We start from the raw sequence: 25352 nt of genomic DNA, 5'->3' as shown, positions 1-25352 counted from the left end.
GCCGGCATCTTCGTGTGCCTGGGTTGAAAGCTAGGCTACGATATAATTTATGTCAACACATTGTCTTTTTTCCGAAGCGTGTCTAGACTCGATCCCAGAGAGGGCCGAATTCGGCCGGGAATTATGACATCCAGTTGACATGAGGCCTGCCTGCAGTCACCGGTTGGCCGAGCACGACGACACGGGAGGAGCCCGCCATGAGTCACCCCGTCACTCTGACCCGCAACGGTCGCTGCGGCCTGATTACCCTGTTCAGTCCGCCGGTGAACGCCCTGGGCCAGTCCGTTCGGTCGGGCCTACTGAAGGCCCTGGCCAAGGCGCTCGACGACCCGCGGGTGACGTGGATCCTGCTGCAATCCGGGGGTCGCTGCTTCTCCGCCGGCGCCGACATCAAGGAGTTCGGCAAGGTGTCCCGGGCACCGCTGCTGCCCGAGGTGATCGATGCCATCGAGAGCTCGCCCAAGCCCGTGGTGGCCTGGCTCCACGGCGTCTCCCTGGGCGGCGGGCTGGAGTTGGCCATGGCCTGCCATTACCGCCTCGCCGCCCCGGAGGCGCGCTTCGGCCTGCCCGAGGTCAAGCTGGGGTTGATTCCCGGCGCCGGTGGCACCCAGCGCCTGCCGCGGCTCATCGGCCTGGAGTCCGCACTCGTGATGATTCTCTCCGGCGAGCCCGTCGGTGCCGGCCAGGCCCGGGAACGGGGACTGGTGGATGGGATCATCGAGCGAGGCCATGCCTCGGAGGAGGTGCGGGTCGCCATGGGCGCGGAGCTGGCCCGTCGGGGCGTGCGGCCGACGCGGGAGCGTGAACTCGTCGCTGCTAGCGAGGCGCCGCTCGCGTGGCTGGCTGCTCAGCGCAAGGGGGTAGCGCTGCCGGCCTCGGGCGACCTGGCCCCCCTCAAGGCCGTCGAGGCCCTGGAGGCGGCCGTGAGCCGCCCCTTCACCGCGGCGCTTGCCCGCGAGCGCGAACTCTTCCTGGAGTGCCTGGCCTCGCCCCAGCGTCAGGCCAAGGTCGAGGCCTTCCTGGCGCGCGGCCGCGACAGCCGCTCGTTCGCGGCAGGCGCCAGAGACGCCACAAGAGGGATCACCGCATGAACATCCACTTCACCGAGCAGGAGCTGGCCTTCCGCGAGGAGGTCAGGGCTTTCCTGAAGGCCGAGCTGCCTGCCGACATTGCCGCCAAGGTACGGCTGGGCAAGAAGCTCACCAAGCAGGACCATCAGCGCTGGCAGGCGATCCTCCACCGCCGCGGCTGGTACGCCGCCAACTGGCCGCTGGAGCACGGCGGCACCGGTTGGGGCGTGGTGGAGAAGCATCTCTTCGAGGAGGAGTGTGCGGCGGCGGGGGCGCCGCGGCTGATCTCCTTCGGCGTCAACATGGTGGCGCCGGTGATCATCAGGTTCGGCACGCCCGAGCAGCAGGCCCACTACCTTCCGCGCATCCTCGACGGCAGCGACTGGTGGTGCCAGGGCTACTCCGAGCCGGGCGCCGGCTCCGATCTGGCCTCGGTGAAGACCCGCGCGGTGCGTGACGGCAACCACTACGTCGTCAACGGCCAGAAGACCTGGACCACCCTGGGCCAGTACGCCAACCGCATCTTCTGCCTGGTGCGCACCGATCCCGAGGCCAAGCCACAGGCGGGCATCTCCTTTCTGCTCATCGACATGGACTCCCCGGGGATCTCGGTGCGACCGATCATCACCCTGGACGGTGCCCACGAGGTCAACGAGGTGTTCTTCGACGACGTGCGGGTGCCGTTGGAGAACCGGGTAGGCGAGGAGAACGACGGCTGGACCTGCGCCAAGTACCTGTTGACCCACGAGCGCACCGGGCAGGCCGGGGTCGGCATCTCCAAGGCGGCGCTGGCCCATCTCAAGGCCATCGCCCGCCACGAGGTGATCGACGGCCGCCCGGCGCTGGAAGATCCCTTGCTGCGCCAACGCATCGCCGAAGTGGAGATGCGACTGATGGCGGTGGAGATGAGCACCCTGCGTATCCTTGCCCGCGCCCAGGCCGGCGGGACGCCGGGGACGGAGAGCTCGATCCTCAAGATCACCGGCTCCGAGATACGCCAGGCGATCAGCGATCTGGCCCGACGGGTGCTGGGGCCCCACGCCCTGCCGTTCCTGGCCGACGAGATGGTGCTCGAGCATGAGGGCGAGCCACTGCACGCCGACTACAGCGTGACTCCGGCCGCCCAGTACCTGAACCTGCGCAAGCTATCGATCTACGGCGGCTCCAACGAGATCCAGAAGAACATCCTGGCGAAGGCCCAACTGGGCTTATAGGAGGCCGCCATGGACTTTGCACTGAGTGACGAGCAACAGATGCTGCAGGACATGCTGGCCCGGCTGATCAGGGAGCACTATGGCTTCGAGCAACGCGACCGGGTGCAGCGCCGCGCGCCGGGTTTCAGCGAGACCTTCCGGACCCAGCTGGCTGAGCTTGGCGTGCTGGCGATGCCCATCGATGAGGCCCATGGCGGCATGGGCGGCGGCGGGGTAGAAAACCTGGTGGTGATGCAGGAGTTGGGGCGCGGGCTCTGCCTGGAGCCCTTCCTCGAGTCGCAGATCCTCGGCGGCGGCCTGGTCCAGGCGCTGGGCAGCGAAGCCCAGCGCGAGGCGCTGCTCCCGGTCCTGGCGGCCGGCGAGCTGCTGCTGGCGGTGGCCAGCGAGGAGCCGCGCACCCACTATCGGCCCGAGTGGAGCGAGACCCGCGCCGAGCGCATCGGCGACGGCTGGCAGTTGTCGGGCCGCAAGTCGGTGGTGTTCGGCGGCCAGGCCGCCGACGAGATACTGGTGGTGGCGCGCACGGCGGGCGAACCCGGCGAGCGCAACGGCCTTTCGCTGTTCCGGGTCGACCCGGCCGCGGAGGGCGTCCAGCGCCGCGCCTATCCGACCATGGCGGGCCCTTGGGCCTGCGATCTCGTCCTCGTTGGCGTGACCCTGGCCGACGACGCCCTGCTGGGCTGCGCCGGAGCGGCCTTCGAGGCGCTGGACCATCAACTGGGGCGCGCCATGGCGGCCCAGTGCGCAGAGGCGGTGGGCAGCATGCAGCAGGCCTGCGAGCTGACCCTCGAGTACCTCAAGACCCGCCGGCAGTTCGGCCAGCCCATTGGCCGCTTCCAGGTGCTCCAGCACCGCATGGTGGACATGACCACCGAGCTGGAGCTGGCCACCTCGATGGCGATCCTCGCCGCCTGCGTGGCCGACGAACCGGCAAGCGCCGAGCGCAGCCGTCAACTGGTCGCCGCCCAGCACGTGGTCAAGCGCGCGGCCCAGTTCATCGCCGAGCAGGCGGTGCAGCTTCACGGCGGTATCGGCATGACCTGGGAGTACAGCCTCGCCCATCATGCCCGCCATCTGGTGATGCTCGGCCACCGCTTCGGCGATGACGACCGCCACCTCAGGGTCTATGCCGACCTTCTCGAGGCCAACTGAGGCGTCGCCGCAGCCCTGCCCATCCAAGGACAAGAGAGAATTTGCTATGAAGATCCTCGTCGCGGTCAAACGCGTCATCGACTACAACGTCAAGATCCGCGTCAAGCCGGATCACTCCGACGTCGACCTCACCAACGTCAAGATGGCCATGAACCCCTTCTGCGAGATCGCCGTGGAAGAGGCGGTGCGGCTGAAGGAGCGAGGGGTCGCCACCGAGGTGGTCGCCGTGACCGTCGGCCCCAAGGCCGCCCAGGAGCAGCTGCGCACCGCGCTGGCGCTGGGTGCCGACCGCGCCGTGCATGTCGAGACCGAAGAGCGCGTCGAGTCGCTGGCCGCGGCCAAGCTGCTGGCCAAGGTGGTGGAAGAGGAGCAGCCCGGTCTCGTCATTCTCGGCAAGCAGGCCATCGACACCGACAACAACCAGACCGGGCAGATGCTTGCCGCCCTGGCCGGCCTGCCCCAGGGCACCTTCGCCTCGGAAGTGAAGGTCGAGAACGACAAGGTCCAGGTCACGCGTGAGGTCGACGGCGGCCTGCAGACCGTCGAGCTGACCCTGCCGGCGGTGATCACCACCGACCTGCGCCTCAACGAGCCGCGCTACGCCAAGCTGCCCGACATCATGAAGGCCAAGAAGAAGCCGCTCGACGTCAAGTCGCCGGCGGACCTCGGCGTCGAGGTGACAAGCCGGCTGACGCTGGAGAAGGTCGAGTCACCGGCCGAGCGCAAGGGCGGCATCAAGGTGGGCTCCGTCGACGAGCTCGTGGACAAACTCAAGAACGAAGCCAAAGTGCTTTGAGGGGAGCCGATTTCATGAGCATCCTGGTACTTGCAGAACATCACGACGGCCAGCTCGCCGGCGCCACCGCCCATGTGGTCGCGGCGGCCCAGGCGATTGGCGGCGACATCGACGTGCTGGTGGCCGGCGAGAACGTCGGTGCCGTGGCCGAGGCCGCCGCCAGGCTCGACGGCGTGAGCAAGGTGCGGGTGGCCGACCACGCCGCCTATGCCCACCAGCTCGCCGAGCCCCTGGGCGCGCTGCTGGTCGAGCTCGCCGGCGACTACCGCCACGTGCTGGCCGCCGCCTCCACCACCGGCAAGAACGTGCTGCCGCGCGTCGCCGCCCTGAAGGACGTCAGCCAGATCTCCGAGATCGTCGAAGTGGTTGATGGCGACACCTTCAAGCGCCCCATCTATGCCGGCAATGCCATTGCCACGGTCAAGAGCGCCGACGCGCTCAAGGTGATCACCGTGCGCACCACGGCGTTCGATGCGGTGGCAGAGGGCGGCAGTGCCAGCGTCGAGAGCGTCGAGTTCGTGGCCGAGAATAGCCAGTCCACCTTCCTCAAGCAGGAGCTGGCCCAGAGCGACCGTCCCGAACTGGGCGGGGCGCGGGTGGTCATCTCCGGCGGTCGCGGCATGGGCAGCGGCGAGAACTTCAAGCTGCTCGAGGGTATCGCCGACAAGCTGGGCGCGGCCATCGGTGCCTCGCGTGCCGCGGTGGACGCCGGCTTCGTGCCCAACGACATGCAGGTCGGCCAGACCGGCAAGATCGTCGCGCCGGAGCTCTACATCGCCGTGGGCATTTCCGGGGCGATCCAGCACCTGGCCGGCATGAAGGACTCCAAGGTGATCGTGGCGATCAACAAGGACGAGGAGGCGCCGATCTTCCAGGTGGCCGATTACGGCCTGGTCGGTGACCTGTTCGAGATCCTGCCGGAGCTGGAGAGCAAGCTGTAGGAAGGCCGGATCTTCCCGAAGGCTCTGGCAAGACGCGCTCGACGGCCAGCGGCCTGGTCGGCGAGCTGTTCGTGCCGGGCCGCAGCGGGGTGGATGCGTTGCTGCCGCTATATATGTCATGTGCATGACGTTTATGTGGTTTTCTGTGCTGTCATGTCTCATGAGAACGAGAGTTGTCAAAATAATATACGTATATATATTGACATAAATCCCGGCGCAACTAGACTCAGTGAACAGTCCTGCCGAGCTAGCGACAATCACAAAGGTGGCACGATGAGCAGTGCGATACTCGAAGCACGCAACCTGACCAAGCAGTTCCGCGGCTTCACCGCCGTGGACGACGTCAACCTGCAGGTTCAGGAAGGGCACATCCATGCCCTGATCGGCCCCAACGGGGCCGGCAAAACCACCGTCTTCAACCTGCTGACCAAATTCCTGCCGCCGACCCGCGGCGAGATCCTCTACCGTGGCAAGCCGATCACCGGCATGAAGGCCAACGAGATCGCGCGCCTCGGCCTGGTGCGCTCCTTCCAGATATCCGCGGTGTTCGGCCACATGACTGCGCTGGAGAACGTGCGGGTGGCCCTGCAGCGCAAGCTGGGTACCTCCTTTCACTTCTGGAAGCCCGAGAGCAGCCTCGACCACCTCAACGACCGCGCTCTGGAGCTCCTCGACGAGGTGGGCCTCGCCGAGTACGCCGATGTACTCACCGTGGAGATGCCCTACGGGCGCAAGCGCGCGCTGGAGGTGGCCACCACCCTCGCCCTGGAGCCCACGCTGATGCTGCTCGACGAGCCGACCCAGGGCATGGGCGCCGAGGACGTCGACCGCATCGTCGAATTGATCCGGCGCGTCGCGACGGGGCGCACCGTGCTGATGGTGGAGCACAACCTCCGCGTGGTCAGCCGGCTGTGCGACCGCATCACCGTACTGGCCCGCGGCGCCGTGCTGGCCGAGGGCGGCTATCAGCAAGTGGCGCATGACCCGCAGGTGCGCGAGGCCTACATGGGCAGCGAGGCGACAGGGGAGGCCACGGCATGAACCAGCCAGCAGCAGCGCGCGAGATGAGCGTGCCTGAGCACCGGAACAGCGACGGCGCCGAGATGCTACGGGTCAGCGACCTGCACGCCTTCTACGGCGAGTCGCACATCCTTCACGGCGTCGACTTCGACGTGAAGCGCGGCGAGCTGGTGACGCTGCTCGGCCGCAACGGCGCCGGGCGCAGCACCACCCTCAAGTCGATCATGAACATGGTCGGCCGACGTACCGGCTCAATCACGATCAACGGCAACGAGACCCTGGGCATGAAGCCCCACCGCATCCCGCGCCTGGGTATCGGCTACTGCCCCGAGGAGCGCGGGATCTTCGCCAGCCTCGACGTCGAGGAGAACCTGCTGCTGCCGCCCACGGTGCGCTCCGGGGGCATGTCGATCGACGAGATCTACGCGATGTTCCCCAACCTCTACGAGCGGCGCCGCAGCCAGGGAACCCGGCTCTCCGGCGGCGAGCAGCAGATGCTGGCCATGGCGCGCATCCTGCGCACCGGGGCACGGCTGCTGCTGCTCGACGAGATCACCGAGGGGCTGGCGCCGGTCATCGTCCAGGCGCTCGGCGAGGTGCTGGTCAAGCTCAAGGCGCACGGCATGACCATCGTGCTGGTGGAGCAGAACTTCCGCTTCGCCGCACCGCTGGCCGACCGTCACTTCGTGATGGAGCACGGACGCATCGTCGAGGAGATCGGTGCCGCCGAGCTGCCGTCGCGGCGCGAGCACCTCAACTCCCTGCTGGGGGTATGACCCACGTCATTGATTCGGTATCACAACAACAAGCCGCCCCCGCGGGGGCCACGGAGCAGACCATGAACGTCAATCGCAAGATCCTTGCCTCGAGCATCGCCCTCGCCGCCGCCAGCCTGGCGCCGCTGGCGGCCCAGGCGGCCCAGGCGGCCCAGGCGGCCGTCAGCGACGACAAGATCGTCATCGGCTACATGGACGACATGAACGGTACCTACAGCGACCTCGCCGGCCCCGGCGGCCTCACGGCCATCGAGATGGCGATCGAGGACTTCGGTGGCGAGGTGAACGGCGTGCCGATCGAGCTGATCAGCGCCGACCATCGCAACGATCCGGCCGTGGCCTCGAACCTGGCCCGGGAGTGGATGGATCAGGACTCGGTCGACATGATCACCGGGCTCAACGCCTCCTCGGTGGCCATCGCGGTTTCCAAGCTAGTCGAGCAGAGCAACAAGTTTGCCATGGTCACTACCGCGGCGGCGGACAGCATTACCGGCGAGCACTGCACGCCGAATCACGTCCACTGGGTGTATGACACCTTCGCCGTTTCGGATGCGGCAGCGCGCGCGATGGTGGAGCAGGGCGGCGAGTCCTGGTTCCTGATGAGCTCGGACTACGCCTTCGGTCACGCCATGGAGGCGGCGGTCGAGAATGCCGTGGTCGAGAGCGGCGGAACCATCGCCGGCAAGATTCGCCACCCCTTCCCGACCGATGACTTCTCCTCCTATATGCTGCAGGCCCAGGGCTCCGGCGCCCAGATCATCGGCCTGGCCAGCGCCGGGAAGGACCTGGTCAATGCCATCAACACCGCCTACCAGTTCGGCGTTCCCCAGGGCGGACAGACCCTGGCGAGCCTGATGGTCTTCATCACCGACATGAAGTCCATCGGCCTGGACGTCGCCCAGGGCACCCAGTTCGTGACCGGCTGGTACTGGAACATGGATGAGCAGTCCCGTGAGTGGGCCGAGCGCTTCCAGCAGCGGGTAGGCCGCATGCCCACCATGGTGCAGGCGGGCGACTACTCCGCCGTGACCCACTACCTCAAGGCGATCGAGGCCACCGGCAGCGATGACCCGGCCGAGGTACGTGCCTATCTGCTGGAGAACCCCATCGAGGACTTCTTCTCTCGCAATGGTCGCCTGCGTGAGGACGGCCGCATGGTCCACGACATGTACCTGGCACAGGTCAAGGCGCCTACCGACTCGACCGGTGAGTGGGATCTGTTCGAGATCCTCGCCACCATCCCCGCCGAGGAGGCCTTCCGTCCGCTCGAGGAGAGCCGGTGCGACCTGGTTAGCAACTGAGCCGATGCGGAACTGGCGGCTGTCATGGCAGCCGCCACTCTGATGGGAGGTCCATGTCATGACGATGATATTCGGGGTGCCGTTGGCTGTGTTCATGGGCCAGTTGATGCTGGGCCTTATCAACGGTGCCTTCTACGCCCTGCTCAGCCTGGGGCTGGCGGTGATCTTCGGCCTGCTGAAGATCGTCAACTTCGCCCACGGTGCCATGTACATGCTGGGCGCCTTTAGCGCCCTGCTGGGGCTGCAGCACCTGGGGCTCAACTACTGGGCGGCGCTGCTGATCGCCCCCCTGCTGGTCGCCGGGGTGGGCATGCTGATCGAGCGCGTCCTGCTGCGCCGCATTGCCCATCTCGACCACCTCTACGGGCTGCTGCTCACCTTCGGCCTGGCGCTGATCTTCGAGGGCACCCTGATCAACTTCTTCGGCGTCTCGGGCTCGAGCTACCCGACGCCTGCGGCCCTGCAGGGCGGGATGAACCTGGGCTTCATGTTCCTGCCCACCTACCGCGGCTGGGTGCTGGTGGCGGCGCTGGTGGTCTGCCTGGCCACCTGGTACATCATCGAGCGCACGCGTCTCGGGGCCTACCTGCGTGCCGGCACCGAGAACCCGGCGCTGATGCAGGCCTTCGGGGTCAATGTGCCCCAGCTGATCACCCTGACCTATGGCTTCGGCGTGGCGCTGGCCGCCTTCGCCGGGGTGCTGGCCGCGCCGCTCTACCCGGTGTCCCCGACCATGGGGGCCAACCTGCTGATCGTGGTCTTCGCCGTGGTAGTGATCGGCGGCATGGGCTCGATCCTCGGCGCTGTGGCCACCGGGCTCTCCATGGGGCTGATCGAAGGCCTGACCAAGGTCTATTATCCCGAGGCGGCCAACACCGTGATCTTCCTGGTGATGATCCTGGTGCTGATGCTGCGTCCCGCCGGCCTGTTCGGCAAGGAGGCTTGAGCATGTCCACCACCACCGCCCTGTCCCCGGCGATGAAGCTGCAGCGGCGTGCCACACGGCGACGCCACGCCCTCTATCTGGCGCTGATCGCCATCGCCCTTGTCGCGCCCCTCGTCATTTATCCCGTGTTCCTGATGAAGGTGCTGTGCTTCGCGCTGTTCGCCTGTGCCTTCAACCTGCTGCTTGGCTATGCGGGGTTACTCTCCTTCGGCCACGCCGCCTTCCTGGCCTCCGGCGGCTACGTCACCGGCTACCTGCTGGCCAGCTATCCGGGGCTGTCGCCGGAGCTGGGCATCCTGGCCGGTACCTTCTCCGCCGTGCTGCTGGGTGCCCTGTTCGGTGCCCTGGCGATCCGCCGCCAGGGTATCTACTTCGCCATGATCACCCTGGCGCTGTCGCAACTGGTCTATTTCCTCTTTCTGCAGTCGCCCTTCACCGGCGGCGAAGACGGGCTGCACGGCGTGCCGCGCGGCGAGCTGTTCGGGCTGGTCAGCCTGGGCAGCAACCTGGCGATGTACTACTTCGTGTTCGCCATCTTCCTGATCGGCTTCGCGATCATCCAGCGCGCTGTGCACTCGCCCTACGGCCAGGTGCTCAAGGCGATCCGCGAAAACGAGCCGCGCGCCGTCTCGCTGGGCTACAACGTCGACGCCTACAAGCTGCTGGCCTTCGTGCTCTCCGCCGGCCTGGCCGGCCTGGCCGGTGCGACCAAGACCCTGGTCTTCCAGCTCGCGTCGCTCACCGATGCCCACTGGCACATGTCCGGTGAGGTGATCCTGATGACGCTGCTGGGCGGGGTGGGCACCCTGTTCGGTCCGCTGGTGGGGGCCGGGGTGGTGGTCAGTCTGCAGACCCAGCTGGCGCAGTCGCCGCTGGGCAACTGGGTGAGCGTGGTCCTTGGTGCCATCTTCGTGCTCTGCGTGCTGAGCTTCCGCAGCGGCATCGTCGGCGAAATACAGAGGCTGGTGAAGAAGAACTTCAAGTAAGCCACGCCAGCAATGTGGATGTATCGGAGAACAAGCGCATGACCAAGCAAGCCGTCTGGACACCCGACCGAGAGACCCGCCAACGCACCCGGCTGCAGCAGTGGATCGGGGAACTGGAGCTCAACGACTATGACCGGCTCCTGGAGCGGAGCGTGGAAGACACCGCCTGGTTCTGGGGGGCCGTGGAGAAGAAGCTAGGCGTCGAGTGGCGCTCCTCCTATGCCGCTGTCATCGAGGACCCGCAGGAGATCATGCACCCGCGTTGGTTCACCGAGGGGCGACTCAACATCATCGACTCCCTGCTGGAGCGCTGGGCGCGCGAGCCCGAGACCGGCGCCAGGCAGGCGCTGGTGTCCCAGGCCGAGGATGGCCGCCAGGTCCGCTATAGCTACGGCGAGCTGGCCGGGGAGGTGGCGCGTTGCGCCGAGGCGCTGCGCGGGCTGGGCGTCAAGCGAGGCGATGTGGTATCGCTCTACCTGCCGATGATTCCCCAGGCGATCATCGCCATGCTGGCGGTGATTCGCCTTGGTGCGATCTATGCGCCGAGCTTCTCCGGCTATAACGCCGAGGCGCTGGCGGTGCGCCTCGCGGACTCCGGCTCGCGCTTTCTGATCACGGCCGACGGCTACTACCGCCGTGGGCGCTTCATCGAGATGAAGGCCAAGGCCGACGAGGCGATTGCCGCTGGCAGTGCCGTCGAGACCGTCGTCGTGGTCAACAACGCCGGCTCCGATCCCTCCCGGCTGGCCGCCCACGAGCACGACTGGGAAGCGCTGATGGCCGCCGTGCCGGCGCGTGAGGAACGAGAGCTGCCCTGCGAAATGGCCAGCGACGACCCGCTGCTGCTGATCTATACCTCGGGGACTTCGGGCAAGCCCAAAGGCGCGGTGCATACCCATGCGGGCCTGCCGCTCAAGGCCGCCCTTGACCTGGGCCTGTGCATGGATCTCGGCGAGGGCGATGCGCTCTTCTGGATTACCGACATGGGCTGGCTGACCGCGCCGGTGGCGGTGTTCGGGGCATTCATGAACGGCGCGACCCTAGCGATCTACGACGGTGCGCCGAACCATCCGCAGGAGGATCGCCTGTGGACGCTGGTCGAGGCGTTCGGTGCCACCCACGTGGGCATCTCGCCGACCTTCACCCGCAGCCTGATGAAGAGCGACATCGCCCCCAAGCAGCTGGGCGAACGGGTCCGGCTGTTCCTTTCCACCGGCGAGCCCTGGGATGACGAGAGCTGGCACTGGCTGTTCGAGACGGTGGGAGAGCGCCGCATCCCGATCATCAACTACGCCGGCGGCACCGAGATCGGCGGCGGGATTCTGGTTAACGTGCTGCTCAGGCCGATCGGTCCCTCCTGTTTCAACAGCCCCGTTCCCGGCATGGCCGCCGGCGTCGTCAATCCTGACGGCGAGCGAGTCGTCGACGAGCTCGGCGAACTGGTGATCGACAGGCCCTGGGTCGGCATGACCAGGAGCTTCTGGCACGACGACGCCAAGTACGAGGGTGAATATTTCTCCCGCTGGCCGGGACGCTGGGTGCACGGCGACATGGCGATCGCCTATCCCGACGGCCAACTGGAGATCCGCGGACGCTCGGACGACACCATGAACGTGGCCGGCAAGCGCGTGGGGCCGGCGGAGATCGAGAGCATCGTGGTGTCGTCCCCCGCGGTGGCGGAGGTTGCCGTCGTCGGCGTCGCCGACCCCCTGAAAGGGGAAGTGCCGCTGTGCTTCGTGGTGCTCAAGCCGGAGGCCGAGCGCGAAGGCGTCGCCTCGACCCTCAAGGCCCTAGTCGCCGAGAGGCTGGGCAAGGCCTTCGCCCCGCGCGAGGTATTCGTCGTCGACGAACTGCCCAAGACCAAGAACGGCAAGCTGCTGCGGCGGGTGGTGAAGAACGCCTACCTCGGCAACGACGTGGGCGACCTCTCGGCGCTAGAGAGCTATTCGGCGGTGGAGAGCATCGCCCGCCTGGGCTCGCGCGGCGACGCTTCGACCAAAACGCCGTAATCGGGCCGGGTGAATCATGCTGCGATTTCATCGACGTTGGCTGGCGCTGGAGGGGTACGAATTCCCACGCTTCCAGGCGCGTATCGAGCGCGAGCGGGTGGCCCGCTATCTCGACTTCCTGGAGACGCGGGGCGAGGGGGAAGAGCGAGGCGCCTGCGAGGATATCGGGCCGGCCTTGCCGACCCTGCCCTTTGCGCTGGAGATGGATGCCGGCATCGTCGCCCAACTGGCGCAGCTGCTGGTGGTCGATGCCAATCGCCTGCTCCACGCGGAGCAGGCCTTTACCTGCCATGGCCCGCTGCGCTGCGGCGATCTCGTCAGCGTCACATCCCACCTCGAGGGCGTGAGCTGGAAGCCTCGACGCCAGGTCTGCTTCTTCACCAAGGCGAGTCGCTTCCTGGTATCGGGGCGGCTAGCGGTCAGCAGCCGGAGCGTCTACGCGATCAAGGCACGCGAGGGGGAGACAGCATGCTAGGCGTTCCCGAGCTGCGGCCGGCCCGGCTGAGAGAGATGGACCAGGCCGCCCTTCGGACCTATGCGGCACTCTCCGGTGACCTGAACCCCATTCATCTTGACCGGGAGCAGGCCATCCGGGCCGGACACCCGGGCCTCATCTGCCATGGCATGCTGGCCATGACCGATATCGGCGGCTGGCTGACGCATGCCATGGCCGGCTGGCGGCTGGTTGATTATGCCTGCCGCTTCGTGGCGCCGATGGCCGTCGGCACTCGCCTGCAGGTCACGGCCTGTGGTGGCGAGCCGCAGCAGGAGGATGGCCTTGTGCGGGTCGGCGTCGAGCTCGTCGCCCGGGACGCCGAGGGCATCATCAGGGTCACGGGCCGGGCCGACTTCGAGAGGTCTCGGGTGGACCCGCGCTGAATCGTCATCCACCCCATGCCCGCCGGTGAGCGCTGCGCGCCACGGCGCCACGTCATTTGGCAGCGCCTCGGGCCTGGGACACAGCGGAAAAGGAGGGACACATGAAGCAAGTCGTGATCGTCGGGCACGGTGGCAACGAGGTGGTCGAGGTCAGGGAGGTCGAGCGCCCGCGCCGCCGGCCGGGCGAGGCGCTGTTACGCCTGCGTGCCGGCACCCTCAACCAGGTGGACCTCTACATGCGCAACAGCGGGGCGGGTATCACCCATGAGCTGCCGCTGGTCATGGGGCTCGATGGTGCCGGCGTGGTGGAGGAGATCGATGCCGAGGAGACGCGACTCGCCGTCGGGCAGCGCGTGGTCATCCATCCCGGGGTCGCCTGTGGTCACTGCGAGTTCTGTCGGCGGGGCGACGATGTGCTCTGCACGCGCATGAAGCTGCTGGGCGAGCATATCGACGGCACCTTCGCCGAATGGATCAGCGTGCCTGCGCAGAACGTCTTCCCCCTGCCGAGCCATCTCGACGATGTCCAGGCGGCGGCCATGGGGGTGAACTACCTGACCGCCTGGCGGATGCTCTTCACCCGGGCCCGGTTGAAGCCCTGGGAGACGGTGCTGGTATTCGGCGTCGGCGGTGGGGTATCGCTGGCCGCCATGCAGCTGGCGAGGAGCGTCGGTGCCAGGGTGATCGTGACCTCCCGCGAGGATGGCAAGCTCGAGAAGGCCCTGGCCCTGGGCGCCCATGAGGCGATCAACGGCCGCACCCAGGACGTGGCCAGGAGCGTCATGGCGCTCACCGGCGGCCGCGGCGTGGACGTGGTGGTGGAAAACGTCGGCGAGGCCGTCTGGTCGTCGGCCCTGAAGTCGCTGGTGCGCGGCGGACGGCTGGTGACCTGCGGGGCGACCTCGGGGGACCAGCCCCCGGCGGACATCAAGCGCATCTTCATCCGTCAGCTGCAGATCATCGGCTCCACTAGCGGCACCCTGGCCGAGTTCGGCGAGCTGCTGGCCTACGTCGAACGCCATGGCATCACCCCGGTGATCGACAGCATCTATCCGCTGGAGGCGATTCACCAAGCGCTTGATCGCCTGGGGGCGGATGACCGGATGGGCAAGGTGGGTCTCGAGTTTCCGCACTGAGCCCGGCGTCTTCCCGCGCCCAGGACAATGGAGGTGAGCCTTGAAGATCAAACGACTGGAGCATGTCGCCATCACGGTCAAGGACATGGACAGGGCCCGGGAGACCTGGGTCGACGTACTGGGGATCGCTCAGGAGTACGAGGAGGAGATCCAGGGCACCCGGCTGGCCATGCTGCCCGTCGGCGAGACCTATATCGAGCTGCTGCAGGCCGTCGGGCCGGACTCCCCGGTGCACGCCTGGATGGACGAAGCCGGGGAAAGCCTCTGGCATCTCTGCTTCGAGGTGGAGGATATCGAGGGCGCCGTGGTGGAGCTCAAGAGCAAGGGAATCCAACTGCTGAACGAGGCGCCTAAGCCCGGTCATGGCGGAAGCCGCGTCGTCTTCCTCGACCCGGCCTCGACCGGCAATGTGCTGATAGAGCTGGCAGAGCTTGCTGAAGGGCACTGAGCCCAGCGAAGGGCCTGCGCTGAAGACTTGATCTTCCGGTCTCGCTTCTGCTGAGATGCGGACCATGCTCCGAAGCCTGCTCTACGACACCTTCATCCTCAGGCTCACCGCCCGCTGGTACGCCGAAGTGCTCGCGCGGCTGCCCGCGGGGGCCGCACTGCTCGACGTCGGTATCGGCACCGCCGGCGCGCTGCTGGCCAACGCCGAGGCGGTCGAGCGCAAGGAGCTGCGCATCGTTGGCATCGACATCGACGCCGATTACGTCGCGCGCGCCCGCAAGCGGCTGCACGACTCTGCTCTGGCAGAGCGCGCCGAGGTGCGGCTCGAATCGGTCTACGATCATCGCGGCGGGCCCTATCAGGCGGTCTATTTCTCCGCCAGCTTCATGCTGCTGCCCGAGCCCGAGCGGGCCTTGCGCCACAGCGCCGGGCTGCTGGCGCCGGGCGGGCAGCTCTATTTCACCCAGACGATCCAACTGCGCCCTTCGCCCACGATGGAGCGCCTCAAGCCCCTGCTCAAGCGGTTTACCAGCATCGACTTCGGCCGCGTGACCTACGAGGACGTCTTCAAGGCGCAGCTCGACGCCGCCGACCTGGCGCTGGATGAGTTCCGGGTGCTGTCGCGCCACGGCAACCGGGCGTCGTGCCTGGCCGTGGCCACGCCCCAGTAGCTTTTTCGCGGGGCGGCGGCGTGTGCAGGCACCAGCGCGGCCGGCGCCCCAGGGGGACGCCTAGGGATAGCGTCCGCTGCGGCGGTTCTCCACCAGTACCTCGAGAATGGCATTGGCCTCCTGCATGATCGGCGAGGGCGCCTCGCCCTTGCGCCGGCTGCAGATCACCGGCGAGGTCAGGCCCGGGTCGGCGAGGTAGACGTAGACGATGCCGTCGCGGCGGACGCGCTTGACCTGCTCCGGCACCAGGGTGATGCCGATCTCCGAGGCGACCAGGCCGAGCGCAGTCTGCAGCTCGTTGGCCTCCTGCGCCACGGTGACCTTGAGCCCGCGGCGGCGGAACAGCCCCAGGGTGATATCCGCCAGGCTGGGGCGCGGCTGGGCCGGGAACAACACCAGCGGATACTCGGCGAGCTGGGCCAGGGTCGGCACGGTATCGGCCAGCGGATGGCCGTCGGGCAGCGCCGCCATCAGCGGCTCGTCGAACAGGTTCTCCTGCTCCACGTCGGGGTCGTCGATGCGCATGCGGCCGAAGCCCATGTCGATGCGCCCGCTCTTGAGCGCCTTCACCTGCTGCACCGTGGTCAGCTCGGCCAGCACCAGCTCGACGTTATCCTTTTGTCGTAATTCCCGCACCAGCAGCGGCAACTGCCCGTAGAACACCGAAGGAACGAAGCCGATGCCGAACATCACGCGCTTGCTGCGGGCCAGGCGCTGGGTCGCGGCAATGGTGGTGTCGAGCTTCTCCATTATCTGCAGGGTATGCTCATGGAAGAGCTGGCCCGCCGGCGTCAGGCGCAGCCCACGGGCACTCCGCTCGAACAGCTCGGCGCCGATCTCTCCCTCCAACTGCTTGATCTGGCGTGACAATGGCGGCTGTGCCATGTGCAGCCTGGCGGCCGCCCGGGTCAGGTTCAGCTCCTCTGCCACGACGCAGAAATAGCGCAGATGACGCAGCTCCATGATACCTCCAGGGTATGGCTGACGACCTAAACGATATTGGTTCGGCCGCGCCGGGGCAAGCAGACTGCCATGGTATCGAAACACCGAACCGCCGGAGTGCGCATGTCATCTGTCATCGAGTCCATCGAAACGCTGCTGGTCGACCTGCCGACCATCCGCCCCCACAAGCTCTCCATGACCACCATGGCCTGCCAGACGCTGGTCATCGTGCGTCTGCGCGACTCCGACGGCATCGAGGGGCTGGGCGAGGGCACCACCATCGGCGGGCTCGCCTACGGCCCCGAGAGCCCCGAGAGCATCAAGCGCAACATCGACGCCTACCTGGCGCCGCTGCTGATCGGCCAGCCGGCGGGCGCCGTCGCCGCGCTGCGGGCTCGCCTCGACCGCCATGCCCGCGGCAACGCCATCGCCAAGTCGGCGCTGGAAACCGCGCTGCTCGACGCCCAGGGCAAGCGCCTGGGCCTGCCCGTGGCCGAGCTGCTCGGCGGCGCGCGCCACGACCACCTGCCGGTGCTGTGGACCCTGGCCAGCGGCGATACCGCCCGCGACATCGACGAGGCCTTCCAGCGCCTGGAGCAGCGCCGCCATTGCGACTTCAAGCTCAAGATTGGCGCCAACGCCGTGGACGACGACGTGCGCCACGTGGCCGCGATCAAGGAGGCGCTGGGCGAGCGGGCAAGCGTCAGGGTCGACGTCAACCAGGCCTGGGACGAGAGCACCGCCGTGCGCGGCATCGCCGCGCTGCAGGCCGCCGGCATCGACCTGATCGAGCAGCCGATTCCCGCCCGCGAGCATGCCGGCCTGGTGCGCCTGGCCAACCGCTTCGAGGTGCCGATGCTGGCCGACGAGGCGGTGGCCGACGCTCACGACGGCTTCGCCCTGGCCGCGGCCGGCTTCAATGGCGCCTATGCGCTGAAGATCGCCAAGGCCGGCGGCCCGCGCGGCGCCCTGGCGCTGGCCCAGGTCGCCCAGGCGGCCGGCATCGGCCTCTACGGCGGCACCCTGCTCGAGGGCACCATCGGCACCGCCGCCTCGCTGCACGCCTGGGCGACGCTGCCCGAGCTGGCCTGGGGCAGCGAGATGTTCGGTCCGCTGCTGCTCAGGGACGACATCGTCGCCGAGCCGCTCGCCTACGGCGAGTTCGGCGTGGAGCTGCCGAAAGGGCCGGGGCTGGGCATCGCCCTGGATGAGGACAAGCTCGCCCATTTCACCCGCAAGTAACCGGAGGACTCACGCATGCTTTTCCAGGTGGAAATGACCGTCAAGCTGCCGCCGTCGATGCCGGCCGAAGAGGCCGCCGCGATCAAGGCGCGCGAGAAGGCGTACGCCCAGGAGCTTCAGCACGCCGGCAAGTGGCGCCACCTGTGGCGGGTCGCCGGCAGCTACGCCAACGTCAGCATCTTCGACGTGCGCGACAACGCCGAGCTGCAGGAGATCGTCGCGGGCCTGCCGCTCTTCCCGTGGATGGAGATCGGCGTCAAGCCGCTGTGCCGCCATCCGTCCTCCATCCGCGACGACGACAGCTGAGCCACGACGCATCACGCCAGCCCCGTAGGGCAACCAACGACAACGAGGAATGACCCATGACCGTGAAGATCTTCGATACCCCCGAGGTGCAGAACTTCCTGAAGGCCGTCTCCGGCTTCGACGAGCAGGGCGGCAGCCACCGCGCCAAGCAGATCATGCATCGCCTGCTCTCCGACCTGTACCGGCTGATCGACGACTTCGACGTCACCCCGGAGGAGTACTGGTCGACCATCAGCCTGCTCAATGCGCTGGGCGGCCAGACCCAGTTCGGCCTGCTCTCGCCGGGGCTCGGCTTCGACCACTACCTCGACATGCGCCAGGACGCCATCGACGCCGAGGCCAAGCGCAACGGCGGTACGCCGCGCACCATCGAGGGCCCGCTCTATGTCGCCGGTGCCCCCGAGGCCGAGGGCTTCGCGCGCATGGACGACGGCCAGGACCCGGACGGTGAAACCATGTGGCTGACCGGTCAGGTGCGTGACGTCGACGGCAAGCCGGTGGCCGGCGCCAAGGTCGAGATCTGGCACGCCGACCCCAAGGGCGGCTACTCCTTCTTCGACAAGACCCAGAGCGAATACAACCTGCGCCGCACCATCGTCACCGATGCGCAGGGCCGCTATACCGCGCGCAGCATCATCCCCTCCGGCTACGGCGTGCCGGAAGGCGCTCCCACCGACCAGGTGCTCAAGGCCCTGGGCCGCCACGGCCAGCGTCCGGCGCACATCCACTTCTTCATTTCCGCGCCGGGGCATCGCCACCTGACCACCCAGATCAACCTGGCCGGCGACCCCTACACCTTCGACGACTTCGCCTTCGCCACCCGTGAGGAGCTGGTCGTTCCGGCGAACCGCATCGAGGACCCGGCCGAGATCGCCCGGCGCGAACTGGACGGCCCGTTCTCCGAGGTGGTCTTCGATGTCGAGCTGGCGCGCACCGAGGCCCCCGAGCTGCAGGTTCGCCACAAGCGCCCGCGGGCCCTGGAAGACGCCGAGGATCAGGCCAGCCAACTGGCCGGCACCGCCGAGGTCTGAGCGCCCGCCGCGTCCCGACCCCATCCCAATATGCAGCGCTCCCCCGCCGGCCCCGGGCCGGTGGGTAGGGGAGCCTCACGACCTGACAAGAGCAACGAGGAGTTGGAGCCATGACCGCACAGCTTGATCGTCTCGAGAAACGCGTCCGCGGCGCCGTCGTCGACGACCCCGAGAACGGCATCTTCCGCTGCCACCGCAGCATGTTCACCGACCCGGCCTTCTTCGAGCTGGAGATGAAGCACATCTTCGAAGGCAACTGGCTGTTCCTGGCCCACGAGAGCCAGATCGCCGAGCCGGGCGACTACATGACCGTCACCATGGGCCGCCAGCCGGTAATCATCACCCGCGACAAGCAGGGCGAGCTGCACGCGCTGATCAACGCCTGCGCCCACCGCGGCGCCACCCTGTGCCGCAAGAAGCGTGGCAACAAGGGCACTTTCACCTGCCCGTTCCACGGCTGGTCGTTCAAGAACGACGGCAAGCTGCTCAAGGCCAAGAACGAGAAGACCGGCGCCTACCCCGAGGGCTTCAAGCAGGAAGGCTCCCATGACCTCAAGCGCGTGGCGCGCTTCGAGAGCTATCGCGGCTTCCTGTTCGGCAGCCTGAGTGCCGACGTCGCCCCGCTCACCGAGTACCTCGGCGAGACCACCAAGATCATCGACAACATCGTCGACCAGGCGCCGGAGGGCATCGAGATCCTGCGCGGCACCTCCTCCTACACCTTCAACGGTAACTGGAAGCTGGGCGCCGAGAACGGGGCCGACGGCTACCACGTCAGCACCGTGCACTGGAACTACGCCTCGACCATGGAGCGGCGCAACTACGATGCTGGCGGCACCAAGGCGGTGGACGCCAACGGCTGGTCGAAGAGCATGGGCGGCTTCTACTCCTATGAGAACGGCCACATGATGCTGTGGACGCGCCTGCTCAACCCCGAGGTGCGCCCGGTCTACTCCCAGCGCGAGCGCATCGAGCAGGAGCTCGGCGAGGCGCGCGCCGATTCCATCGTCAACCAGACCCGCAATCTCTGCCTCTACCCCAACGTCTACCTGATGGACCAATTCTCCACCCAGATCCGCGTGATCCGGCCCATCGCCGTGGACAAGAGCGAGGTCACCATCTACTGCTTCGCGCCCAAGGGCGAATCGGCCGAGAACCGCGCCCTGCGCATCCGCCAGTATGAGGACTTCTTCAACGTCAGCGGCATGGGCACGCCGGACGACCTGGAGGAGTTCCGCGCCTGCCAGAACGGCTACGCCGGCCTCGACGCCGAGTGGAACGATCTCTCCCGCGGTGCCAGGCAGTGGATCGAGGGCGCTGACGACAACGCCCGCGCCATCGACATGAAGCCGCTGCTCAGCGGCGCCTCGCCCGAGGACGAGGGTCTCTACGTGATGCATCACAAGCACTGGGTCGAGGAGATGCTGCGCGCCATCGAGAAAGAGCGCAGCCAGTTCATTGCCACCGCGTCGGCCTGAGGGAGGGCACCGTCATGACTTATCTCGATATTCAGGCCTTTGTCTATCGCGAGGCCCGGCTGCTCGACGACCGCCAGTGGGACGAGTGGCTGACCTGCTACCACAAGGACGCGGTGTTCTGGATGCCGGCCTGGGACGACGACGACCGGCTGACCGAGGACCCGCAGAGCGAGATCTCGCTGATCTACTACCCCAACCGCGAGGGGCTCGAGGACCGCGTCTACCGCATCAAGACCGAGCGCTCCGGGGCGACCAGCATCCCCGAGCCGCGCACCACCCACCAGGTCTCCAACCTGGAGGTGCTCTCGCAGGAGGGCGACACGGTCGAGCTGCGCTTCAACTGGCACACCCTGAGCCACCGCTACCAGCAGACCAACGCCTACTTCGGCACGTCGTTCTACACCCTGGACGTGTCCGGCGACGCGCCGCTGATCACCTACAAGAAGGTGGTGCTGAACAACGACTACATCCACCAGGTCATCGACGTCTACCACGTCTGAGCGACCGCGATCCCGGTGGGAGGAGACGAGCATGAGCTACACCATAGCCCTCAACTTCGAAGACGGCGTGACCCGCTTCATCAGCTGCAAGGAAGGCGAGACGGTGCTCGACGCCGCCTATCGCCACAAGGTCAATCTGCCGATGGACTGCTCCGACGGTGTCTGCGGCACCTGCAAGGGCACCTGCGAGCAGGGTGCGTTCGACCTGGGCGACGAGTACCTCGACGAGGCGCTCTCCGACGAGGAGGCCGCCGAAGGCAAGGTGCTGACCTGCCAGATGGTGCCGTCGTCGGACTGCGTGGTGCAGGTGCCGGTAGCCTCGACCCTGTGCAAGACCGGCGTCGGCGAGTTCCCCGGCCGGGTCGCCGAAGTCGAGCGCCTCTCCGAGGACAGCTTCGAGCTCGTTGTCGATCTCGACGAAGGCGAGGGGCTCACTTTCCTGCCGGGGCAGTACGTCAACATCCAGGTGCCGGGCAGCGACGAGACCCGCTCCTACTCGTTCAGCTCGCTGCCCGGCGAGCGCCGCGCCAGCTTCCTCATCCGCAACGTGCCGAATGGCCTGATGAGCGGCTACCTGACCGGGGCGGCCAAGCCCGAGGACGACCTGACCCTGACCGGGCCGATGGGCAGCTTCTACCTGCGCGAGGTCGAGCGCCCCGTGCTGATGCTGGCCGGCGGCACCGGGCTGGCGCCGTTCCTCTCCATGCTGCGCCAGTTGCAGGCGCGCGGCTGCGACCAGCCGGTGCGCCTGCTCTACGGCGTGAACGTCGACGACCACCTGGTCAAGCTCGACGAGCTCGACGCCTTCGTCGAGGCGCTGCCCGACTTCGCCTACACCACGGTGGTGGCCGACGCGGCCAGCGAGCACCCTCGCAAGGGCTACGTGACCCACCACATGGCCCCCGAGCTGCTCCACGACGGCGAGGTCGACGTCTACCTGTGCGGGCCGCCGCCGATGGTCGATGCGGTACTCACCCACTTCCGCGAGCAGGGCATCTCGCCGGCCAGCTTCCACTACGAGAAGTTCACCCCGAGCCTGGCGCCAGAAGAGGCGAAGAAGGAGGCGGTGGCATGAGCGCCCGATTCCAGGACCAGACGATGGTGATCACCGGCGCCGCCCAGGGTATCGGCCGGCGCGTCGCCGAGCGCGCCGGGGCCGAGGGCGCCCGGCTGGCGCTGGTGGATCGTTCCGACCTTATCCATGAAGTGGTGGCGGGACTGTGCGAGCAGTGCGTCGAGGCCATTGCGCTGCAGGCCGACCTGGAGACCTGGCAGGGTGCCGAGGAAGTGATGCGTAGGACCGTCGAGCACTACGGATGTCTCGACATCCTGATCAACAACGTGGGGGGAGCGATCAACTTCAAACCCTTCACCGAGTTCACCGAAAGCCAGATCTCGGCCGAGATTACCCGCTCGCTGATGCCCACCCTGTGGTGCTGTCGTGCGGCGCTGCCCCCCATGGTGGAGCAGGGTGGCGGCGTCATCGTCAACGTGTCGTCAGCGGCGACTCGCGGTATCCACCGGATTCCTTACTCGGCGGCCAAGGGGGGCGTCAACGCCTTGACCGCTTCCCTGGCCTTCGAATATGCCGAGCATGGCATTCGCGTGGTGGCCACTGCCCCCGGCGGGACCGAGGCGCCACCCCGGCGGATCTCGCGCGGTACTCCCGAGCCACGCAACGAGCAGGAGCAAGCCTGGTTCCAGGCCCACATCGACCAGACCAAGAACAGCTGTCTGATGGGGCGCTACGGCACCCTGGACGAGATGGCGGCCCCGATCCTGTTCCTGGCCTCCCGCGACGCCAGCTACATCACCGGCAGCGTGGTGCCGGTGGCGGGAGGTGACAGCGGCTGACCGGCCGCACGCGACACGTTCACTACTCGCACCAACACTTCAATCATAAAAAAACCCCTGGAGCACAACGTGAAACATATCGAGAAGGGCGCCGGACTCGCCACGGCGCCACGCGACTTCCTCCGTGACCTCAACGCCGACAACCTGAGTGCCGGCGTGGTGGCCGGGATCTTCGGCCTCAGCGCCGGCGTCATCCACATCAGCGCCGGCACCGCGGCGGGGCTCCCCCAGGAGTTCACCCTGCTGTGGGTGATCAGCTACCTGATGATCAACGGCCTGTTCGGGCTGTTCCTGCCGGCCTACTACCGGCTGCCGCTGCCGATGGCCAATTCCATCCCCGGCGCGCTGCTGTTCGCCGCCGTCATTCCCCTGGTGGGCCTCAACGAGGCGCTGGGCGCCACGCTGATCGCGGGCGCCATTGCGCTGGTGGTGGGGCTGGCGGGGTGGATGAGCCTGGTCATGCGCTTGATTCCGATGCCCATCGTCATGGGCATGGTGGCGGGCATCCTGCTCAAGTTCGGCACCAACATGGTGATGCCGCTGCAGAATGCCTTGGTGCCGGCGACGATCATGATCCTCTCCTTCTTCTTCGCCGCGCGCTACCTGCGCCGGGTGCCGCCGCTGGTGGTCACGCTGCTGGTGGGCGTCGGCTACATGGCCCTCTCCGGCGCCGATTTCTCGAGCGTGACGTTCTCCTTCAAGCTGCCCGAGTTCATCATGCCGGCCTTCACCCTGGAGGCCTTCCTGGCCTACGGCCTGCCGCTGGCGCTGATCCTGGTCGGCATGGAGACGCCTGCCGGGGTGGGGCTGGTCAAGGGCATGGGCTACAAGAGCGCGCCGGCCAATGCGATCACCGCGCTGGGGGGCTTCGGTACCATGGTCTCGGCCTTCTTCAACCTGCACAGCACCTGCATCGCCGCGCCGATGACCGGGATCTGCTCGGGCCCCGAGGCCGGCAGCCACGACAAGCGCTGGGTGGCGGCGGTGATCGTCGGCATCATCTTCGTCACGGCGGCGCCCTTCTACGGCTTCGTGTTCAGCCTGATCGAGGCGATGCCGAGCTACTTCATCGCCATCGTCGCCGGGCTGGCGCTGCTGCGGGTGATCAGCTCGGCCATGCACATGACCTTCTCCGGCAAGCATGAGGTGGGGGCGATGTTCTCCTTCCTGATCGCCGTCTCGGGGATCCAGATCCTTGGCATCGGCTCCTCCTTCTGGGCGCTGGTGCTGGGGGCGGGCCTCTCCATGCTGGTGGAGTTCCGCGACTTCGACTTCTCCCGCGAGTCTCGCGGCTCGCAGGGGGAGACCGCCACGGCGCGCTAGCGGGCGGTCAGACCTTCCTCCGTTGGCCCGTGGTCGATCCCTCGCTACGGGCCTTTTTTATCCGTTCGAAATCCCCTCTTTCTGCCATGCGAGGTGAAACATGTCATTGCGCCAGGACTGGTCGCTGTCGGCCGTGACGGCCGGCTTCGTGGCGGTGCTGATCTCCTACGCCGGCCCGCTGGCGATCTTCTTCCAGGCCGCCCAGAGCGCGGATATCTCCCCCCAGATGATGAGTTCCTGGGTGTGGGCGATCTCCATCGGCGCCGCGGTGTCGGGCATCGGCCTGAGCCTGTGGCTCAGGGTGCCGGTGGTTACCGCCTGGTCGGCGCCGGGCACGGCGCTGCTGGTCACGCTGTTTCCCGAGCTGTCGCTGAACGAGGCCGTGGGCGCTTATCTCACCGCGGCGCTGATCGTCTTCGTGGTCGGCGTGAGCGGCGCCTTCGACCGCATCGTCGCGCTGATCCCGCCCGGCATCGCCGCGGCGATGATGGCCGGCATCCTGTTCCAGTTCGGCGTCGGCGTGTTCACCTCGCTGGAGGAGGCACCGCTGCTGGCGCTGGGCATGCTCGCCGCCTACCTGGGGTTCAAGCGGCTCTTCCCGCGCTACTTTCTGGTGCTGTTGCTGCTGGTCGGGATCGTGCTGGCGGTGGGGCTGGAGGGCGCCAGCCTGGCGGGTGTCTCGTGGCGGCTGGCGTCGCCCGAGCCGATTCGCCCCGAGTGGACGCTGGGCGCGACCCTGAGCCTGGCCCTGCCGCTGGCGCTGGTCAGCCTTACCGGCCAGTTCCTGCCGGGCATGGCGATCCTGCGCGGCGCCGGCTACGACACCCAGGCCCGGCCGATCCTCACCGTGACGAGCCTGGTGTCGCTGCCGATGGCGCTGTTCGGCGGCATCACCACCGTGGTGGCAGCCATCACCGCGGCGCTGTGCACCGGCAAGGCGGCCCACCCCGACCCCGGCAAACGCTACGTGGCCGGCGTGGCCAATGGTCTCTTCTACCTGCTCGGCGCGCTGTTCTCGGGCAGCATCGTGCTGCTGTTCACCTCGCTGCCGGTGACCTTCGTCGCCCTGCTGGCGGGGCTGGCGCTGATCGGCGCCATCGCCGGCAACCTCAGCGCGGCGGCCGCCGAGAAGGAGCATCTCGAGGCCTCGATCATCACCTTCCTGGCCACCGCCTCGGGCATGAGCCTGTTCGGCCTGGGCTCGGCCTTCTGGGGCGTGGCGATCGGCGGCGCGGCCTACCTGGTGCTGCACCGGCCCCTGGCGTTGCCGGTACGGCGGGCGGCGGCTGCCGCCGAGGAGAAGCCGTGATCGAGCCGTGATTGCCCCGCATG

26 protein-coding genes are annotated in these 25352 nt (G+C 67.4%); 25 read left to right on the top strand and 1 reads right to left on the bottom strand.

Going from position 1 to position 25352, the window contains the following annotated elements:
• Positions 1–197 precede the first annotated feature (197 nt).
• The 16 genes from HNO51_RS18895 (at position 198) to HNO51_RS18820 (ending at position 15344) form a co-directional block, all read left to right on the top strand.
• Complete coding sequence (locus tag HNO51_RS18895; RefSeq protein ID WP_209538079.1) at positions 198–1091, top strand: enoyl-CoA hydratase/isomerase family protein; 894 nt, start codon at positions 198–200, stop codon at positions 1089–1091.
• Positions 1088–2284: an acyl-CoA dehydrogenase family protein gene (locus HNO51_RS18890; protein ID WP_209538078.1), complete on the top strand. Its 1197-nt coding sequence runs from the start codon at positions 1088–1090 to the stop codon at positions 2282–2284. The genes HNO51_RS18895 and HNO51_RS18890 overlap by 4 nt, the downstream gene beginning before the upstream one ends.
• A 9-nt stretch (positions 2285–2293) precedes the next feature.
• Complete coding sequence (locus HNO51_RS18885) at positions 2294–3436, top strand: acyl-CoA dehydrogenase family protein (protein ID WP_209538077.1); 1143 nt, start codon at positions 2294–2296, stop codon at positions 3434–3436.
• Positions 3437–3482: 46 nt separating this feature from the next.
• On the top strand, positions 3483–4232 hold the full coding sequence (locus tag HNO51_RS18880; protein ID WP_209538076.1) for an electron transfer flavoprotein subunit beta/FixA family protein: 750 nt from the start codon (positions 3483–3485) through the stop codon (positions 4230–4232).
• A gap of 14 nt (positions 4233–4246) precedes the next feature.
• The gene (locus HNO51_RS18875) at positions 4247–5173 is read left to right on the top strand and encodes an electron transfer flavoprotein subunit alpha/FixB family protein (protein WP_209538075.1); all 927 of its coding nucleotides are present in this window, start codon (positions 4247–4249) and stop codon (positions 5171–5173) included.
• Positions 5174–5446: 273 nt separating this feature from the next.
• Positions 5447–6214: an ABC transporter ATP-binding protein gene (locus HNO51_RS18870; protein WP_209538074.1), complete on the top strand. Its 768-nt coding sequence runs from the start codon at positions 5447–5449 to the stop codon at positions 6212–6214.
• Positions 6215–6237: 23 nt separating this feature from the next.
• On the top strand, positions 6238–6969 hold the full coding sequence (locus tag HNO51_RS18865) for an ABC transporter ATP-binding protein (protein WP_209539267.1): 732 nt from the start codon (positions 6238–6240) through the stop codon (positions 6967–6969).
• Positions 6970–7031: 62 nt separating this feature from the next.
• Positions 7032–8270 carry an ABC transporter substrate-binding protein gene (locus tag HNO51_RS18860; RefSeq protein ID WP_209538073.1) on the top strand — a complete coding sequence of 413 codons (1239 nt, stop codon included), beginning with the start codon at positions 7032–7034 and terminating at the stop codon, positions 8268–8270.
• Between the two features lie 58 nt (positions 8271–8328).
• Positions 8329–9216, top strand: a complete 888-nt coding sequence (locus tag HNO51_RS18855; protein ID WP_209538072.1) for a branched-chain amino acid ABC transporter permease — start codon at positions 8329–8331, stop codon at positions 9214–9216.
• Positions 9217–9218: 2 nt separating this feature from the next.
• Complete coding sequence (locus HNO51_RS18850; RefSeq protein WP_209538071.1) at positions 9219–10202, top strand: branched-chain amino acid ABC transporter permease; 984 nt, start codon at positions 9219–9221, stop codon at positions 10200–10202.
• Between the two features lie 38 nt (positions 10203–10240).
• Positions 10241–12211, top strand: coding sequence for an AMP-binding protein (locus tag HNO51_RS18845; protein WP_209538070.1), 1971 nt, complete (start codon positions 10241–10243; stop codon positions 12209–12211).
• 16 nt (positions 12212–12227) lie between these two features.
• Positions 12228–12686 (top strand): FAS1-like dehydratase domain-containing protein, encoded by a 459-nt coding sequence (locus HNO51_RS18840; protein ID WP_209538069.1) that lies wholly within the window; start codon positions 12228–12230, stop codon positions 12684–12686.
• Positions 12680–13090, top strand: a complete 411-nt coding sequence (locus tag HNO51_RS18835) for a MaoC/PaaZ C-terminal domain-containing protein (protein WP_209538068.1) — start codon at positions 12680–12682, stop codon at positions 13088–13090. Before HNO51_RS18840 ends, HNO51_RS18835 begins: the two co-directional genes overlap by 7 nt.
• 101 nt (positions 13091–13191) lie before the next feature.
• Positions 13192–14226 carry a zinc-binding dehydrogenase gene (locus HNO51_RS18830; protein ID WP_209538067.1) on the top strand — a complete coding sequence of 345 codons (1035 nt, stop codon included), beginning with the start codon at positions 13192–13194 and terminating at the stop codon, positions 14224–14226.
• 40 nt (positions 14227–14266) lie between these two features.
• Positions 14267–14674: a methylmalonyl-CoA epimerase gene (gene mce, locus HNO51_RS18825; RefSeq protein WP_209538066.1), complete on the top strand. Its 408-nt coding sequence runs from the start codon at positions 14267–14269 to the stop codon at positions 14672–14674.
• Positions 14675–14738: 64 nt separating this feature from the next.
• Positions 14739–15344: a class I SAM-dependent methyltransferase gene (locus tag HNO51_RS18820; RefSeq protein ID WP_209538065.1), complete on the top strand. Its 606-nt coding sequence runs from the start codon at positions 14739–14741 to the stop codon at positions 15342–15344.
• A gap of 60 nt (positions 15345–15404) precedes the next feature.
• Here HNO51_RS18820 and HNO51_RS18815 read toward each other — a convergent pair whose 3' ends face one another.
• Positions 15405–16307, bottom strand: coding sequence for a LysR family transcriptional regulator (locus HNO51_RS18815; RefSeq protein ID WP_197448701.1), 903 nt, complete (start codon positions 16305–16307; stop codon positions 15405–15407).
• A gap of 102 nt (positions 16308–16409) precedes the next feature.
• On the opposite strand from HNO51_RS18815, the gene HNO51_RS18810 reads away from it, so the two are divergent.
• The 9 genes from HNO51_RS18810 to HNO51_RS18770 all read left to right on the top strand — a co-directional run bounded on the left by HNO51_RS18810 (position 16410) and on the right by HNO51_RS18770 (position 25329).
• On the top strand, positions 16410–17528 hold the full coding sequence (locus tag HNO51_RS18810; RefSeq protein ID WP_209538064.1) for a muconate cycloisomerase family protein: 1119 nt from the start codon (positions 16410–16412) through the stop codon (positions 17526–17528).
• Between the two features lie 15 nt (positions 17529–17543).
• On the top strand, positions 17544–17834 hold the full coding sequence (gene catC, locus HNO51_RS18805; protein WP_197448699.1) for a muconolactone Delta-isomerase: 291 nt from the start codon (positions 17544–17546) through the stop codon (positions 17832–17834).
• A 56-nt stretch (positions 17835–17890) separates the two neighbouring features.
• Positions 17891–18865 (top strand): catechol 1,2-dioxygenase, encoded by a 975-nt coding sequence (gene catA / locus HNO51_RS18800; RefSeq protein WP_209538063.1) that lies wholly within the window; start codon positions 17891–17893, stop codon positions 18863–18865.
• Between the two features lie 110 nt (positions 18866–18975).
• On the top strand, positions 18976–20343 hold the full coding sequence (locus HNO51_RS18795) for a Rieske 2Fe-2S domain-containing protein (RefSeq protein WP_209538062.1): 1368 nt from the start codon (positions 18976–18978) through the stop codon (positions 20341–20343).
• Between the two features lie 14 nt (positions 20344–20357).
• A complete protein-coding gene (gene benB, locus HNO51_RS18790) occupies positions 20358–20843 on the top strand; it encodes a benzoate 1,2-dioxygenase small subunit (protein WP_159554959.1) in 486 nt (161 codons plus the stop codon).
• A gap of 31 nt (positions 20844–20874) precedes the next feature.
• Positions 20875–21918, top strand: a complete 1044-nt coding sequence (gene benC, locus HNO51_RS18785) for a benzoate 1,2-dioxygenase electron transfer component BenC (protein ID WP_209538061.1) — start codon at positions 20875–20877, stop codon at positions 21916–21918.
• Entirely contained in the window at positions 21915–22697 is a 783-nt protein-coding gene (gene benD, locus HNO51_RS18780) for a benzoate diol dehydrogenase BenD (protein WP_209538060.1), read from the top strand. The genes benC and benD overlap by 4 nt, the downstream gene beginning before the upstream one ends.
• A gap of 69 nt (positions 22698–22766) precedes the next feature.
• Positions 22767–24020: a benzoate/H(+) symporter BenE family transporter gene (locus HNO51_RS18775; RefSeq protein ID WP_197448694.1), complete on the top strand. Its 1254-nt coding sequence runs from the start codon at positions 22767–22769 to the stop codon at positions 24018–24020.
• Positions 24021–24120: 100 nt separating this feature from the next.
• Positions 24121–25329: a benzoate/H(+) symporter BenE family transporter gene (locus HNO51_RS18770; protein ID WP_209538059.1), complete on the top strand. Its 1209-nt coding sequence runs from the start codon at positions 24121–24123 to the stop codon at positions 25327–25329.
• Positions 25330–25352: the final 23 nt, after the last annotated feature.

Origin of the sequence: Billgrantia sulfidoxydans (assembly GCF_017868775.1) — a bacterium.
GTDB classification, from domain to species: Bacteria; Pseudomonadota; Gammaproteobacteria; order Pseudomonadales; family Halomonadaceae; genus Halomonas; species Halomonas sulfidoxydans.
This window is presented reverse-complemented; position numbering and strand designations above follow the sequence as displayed.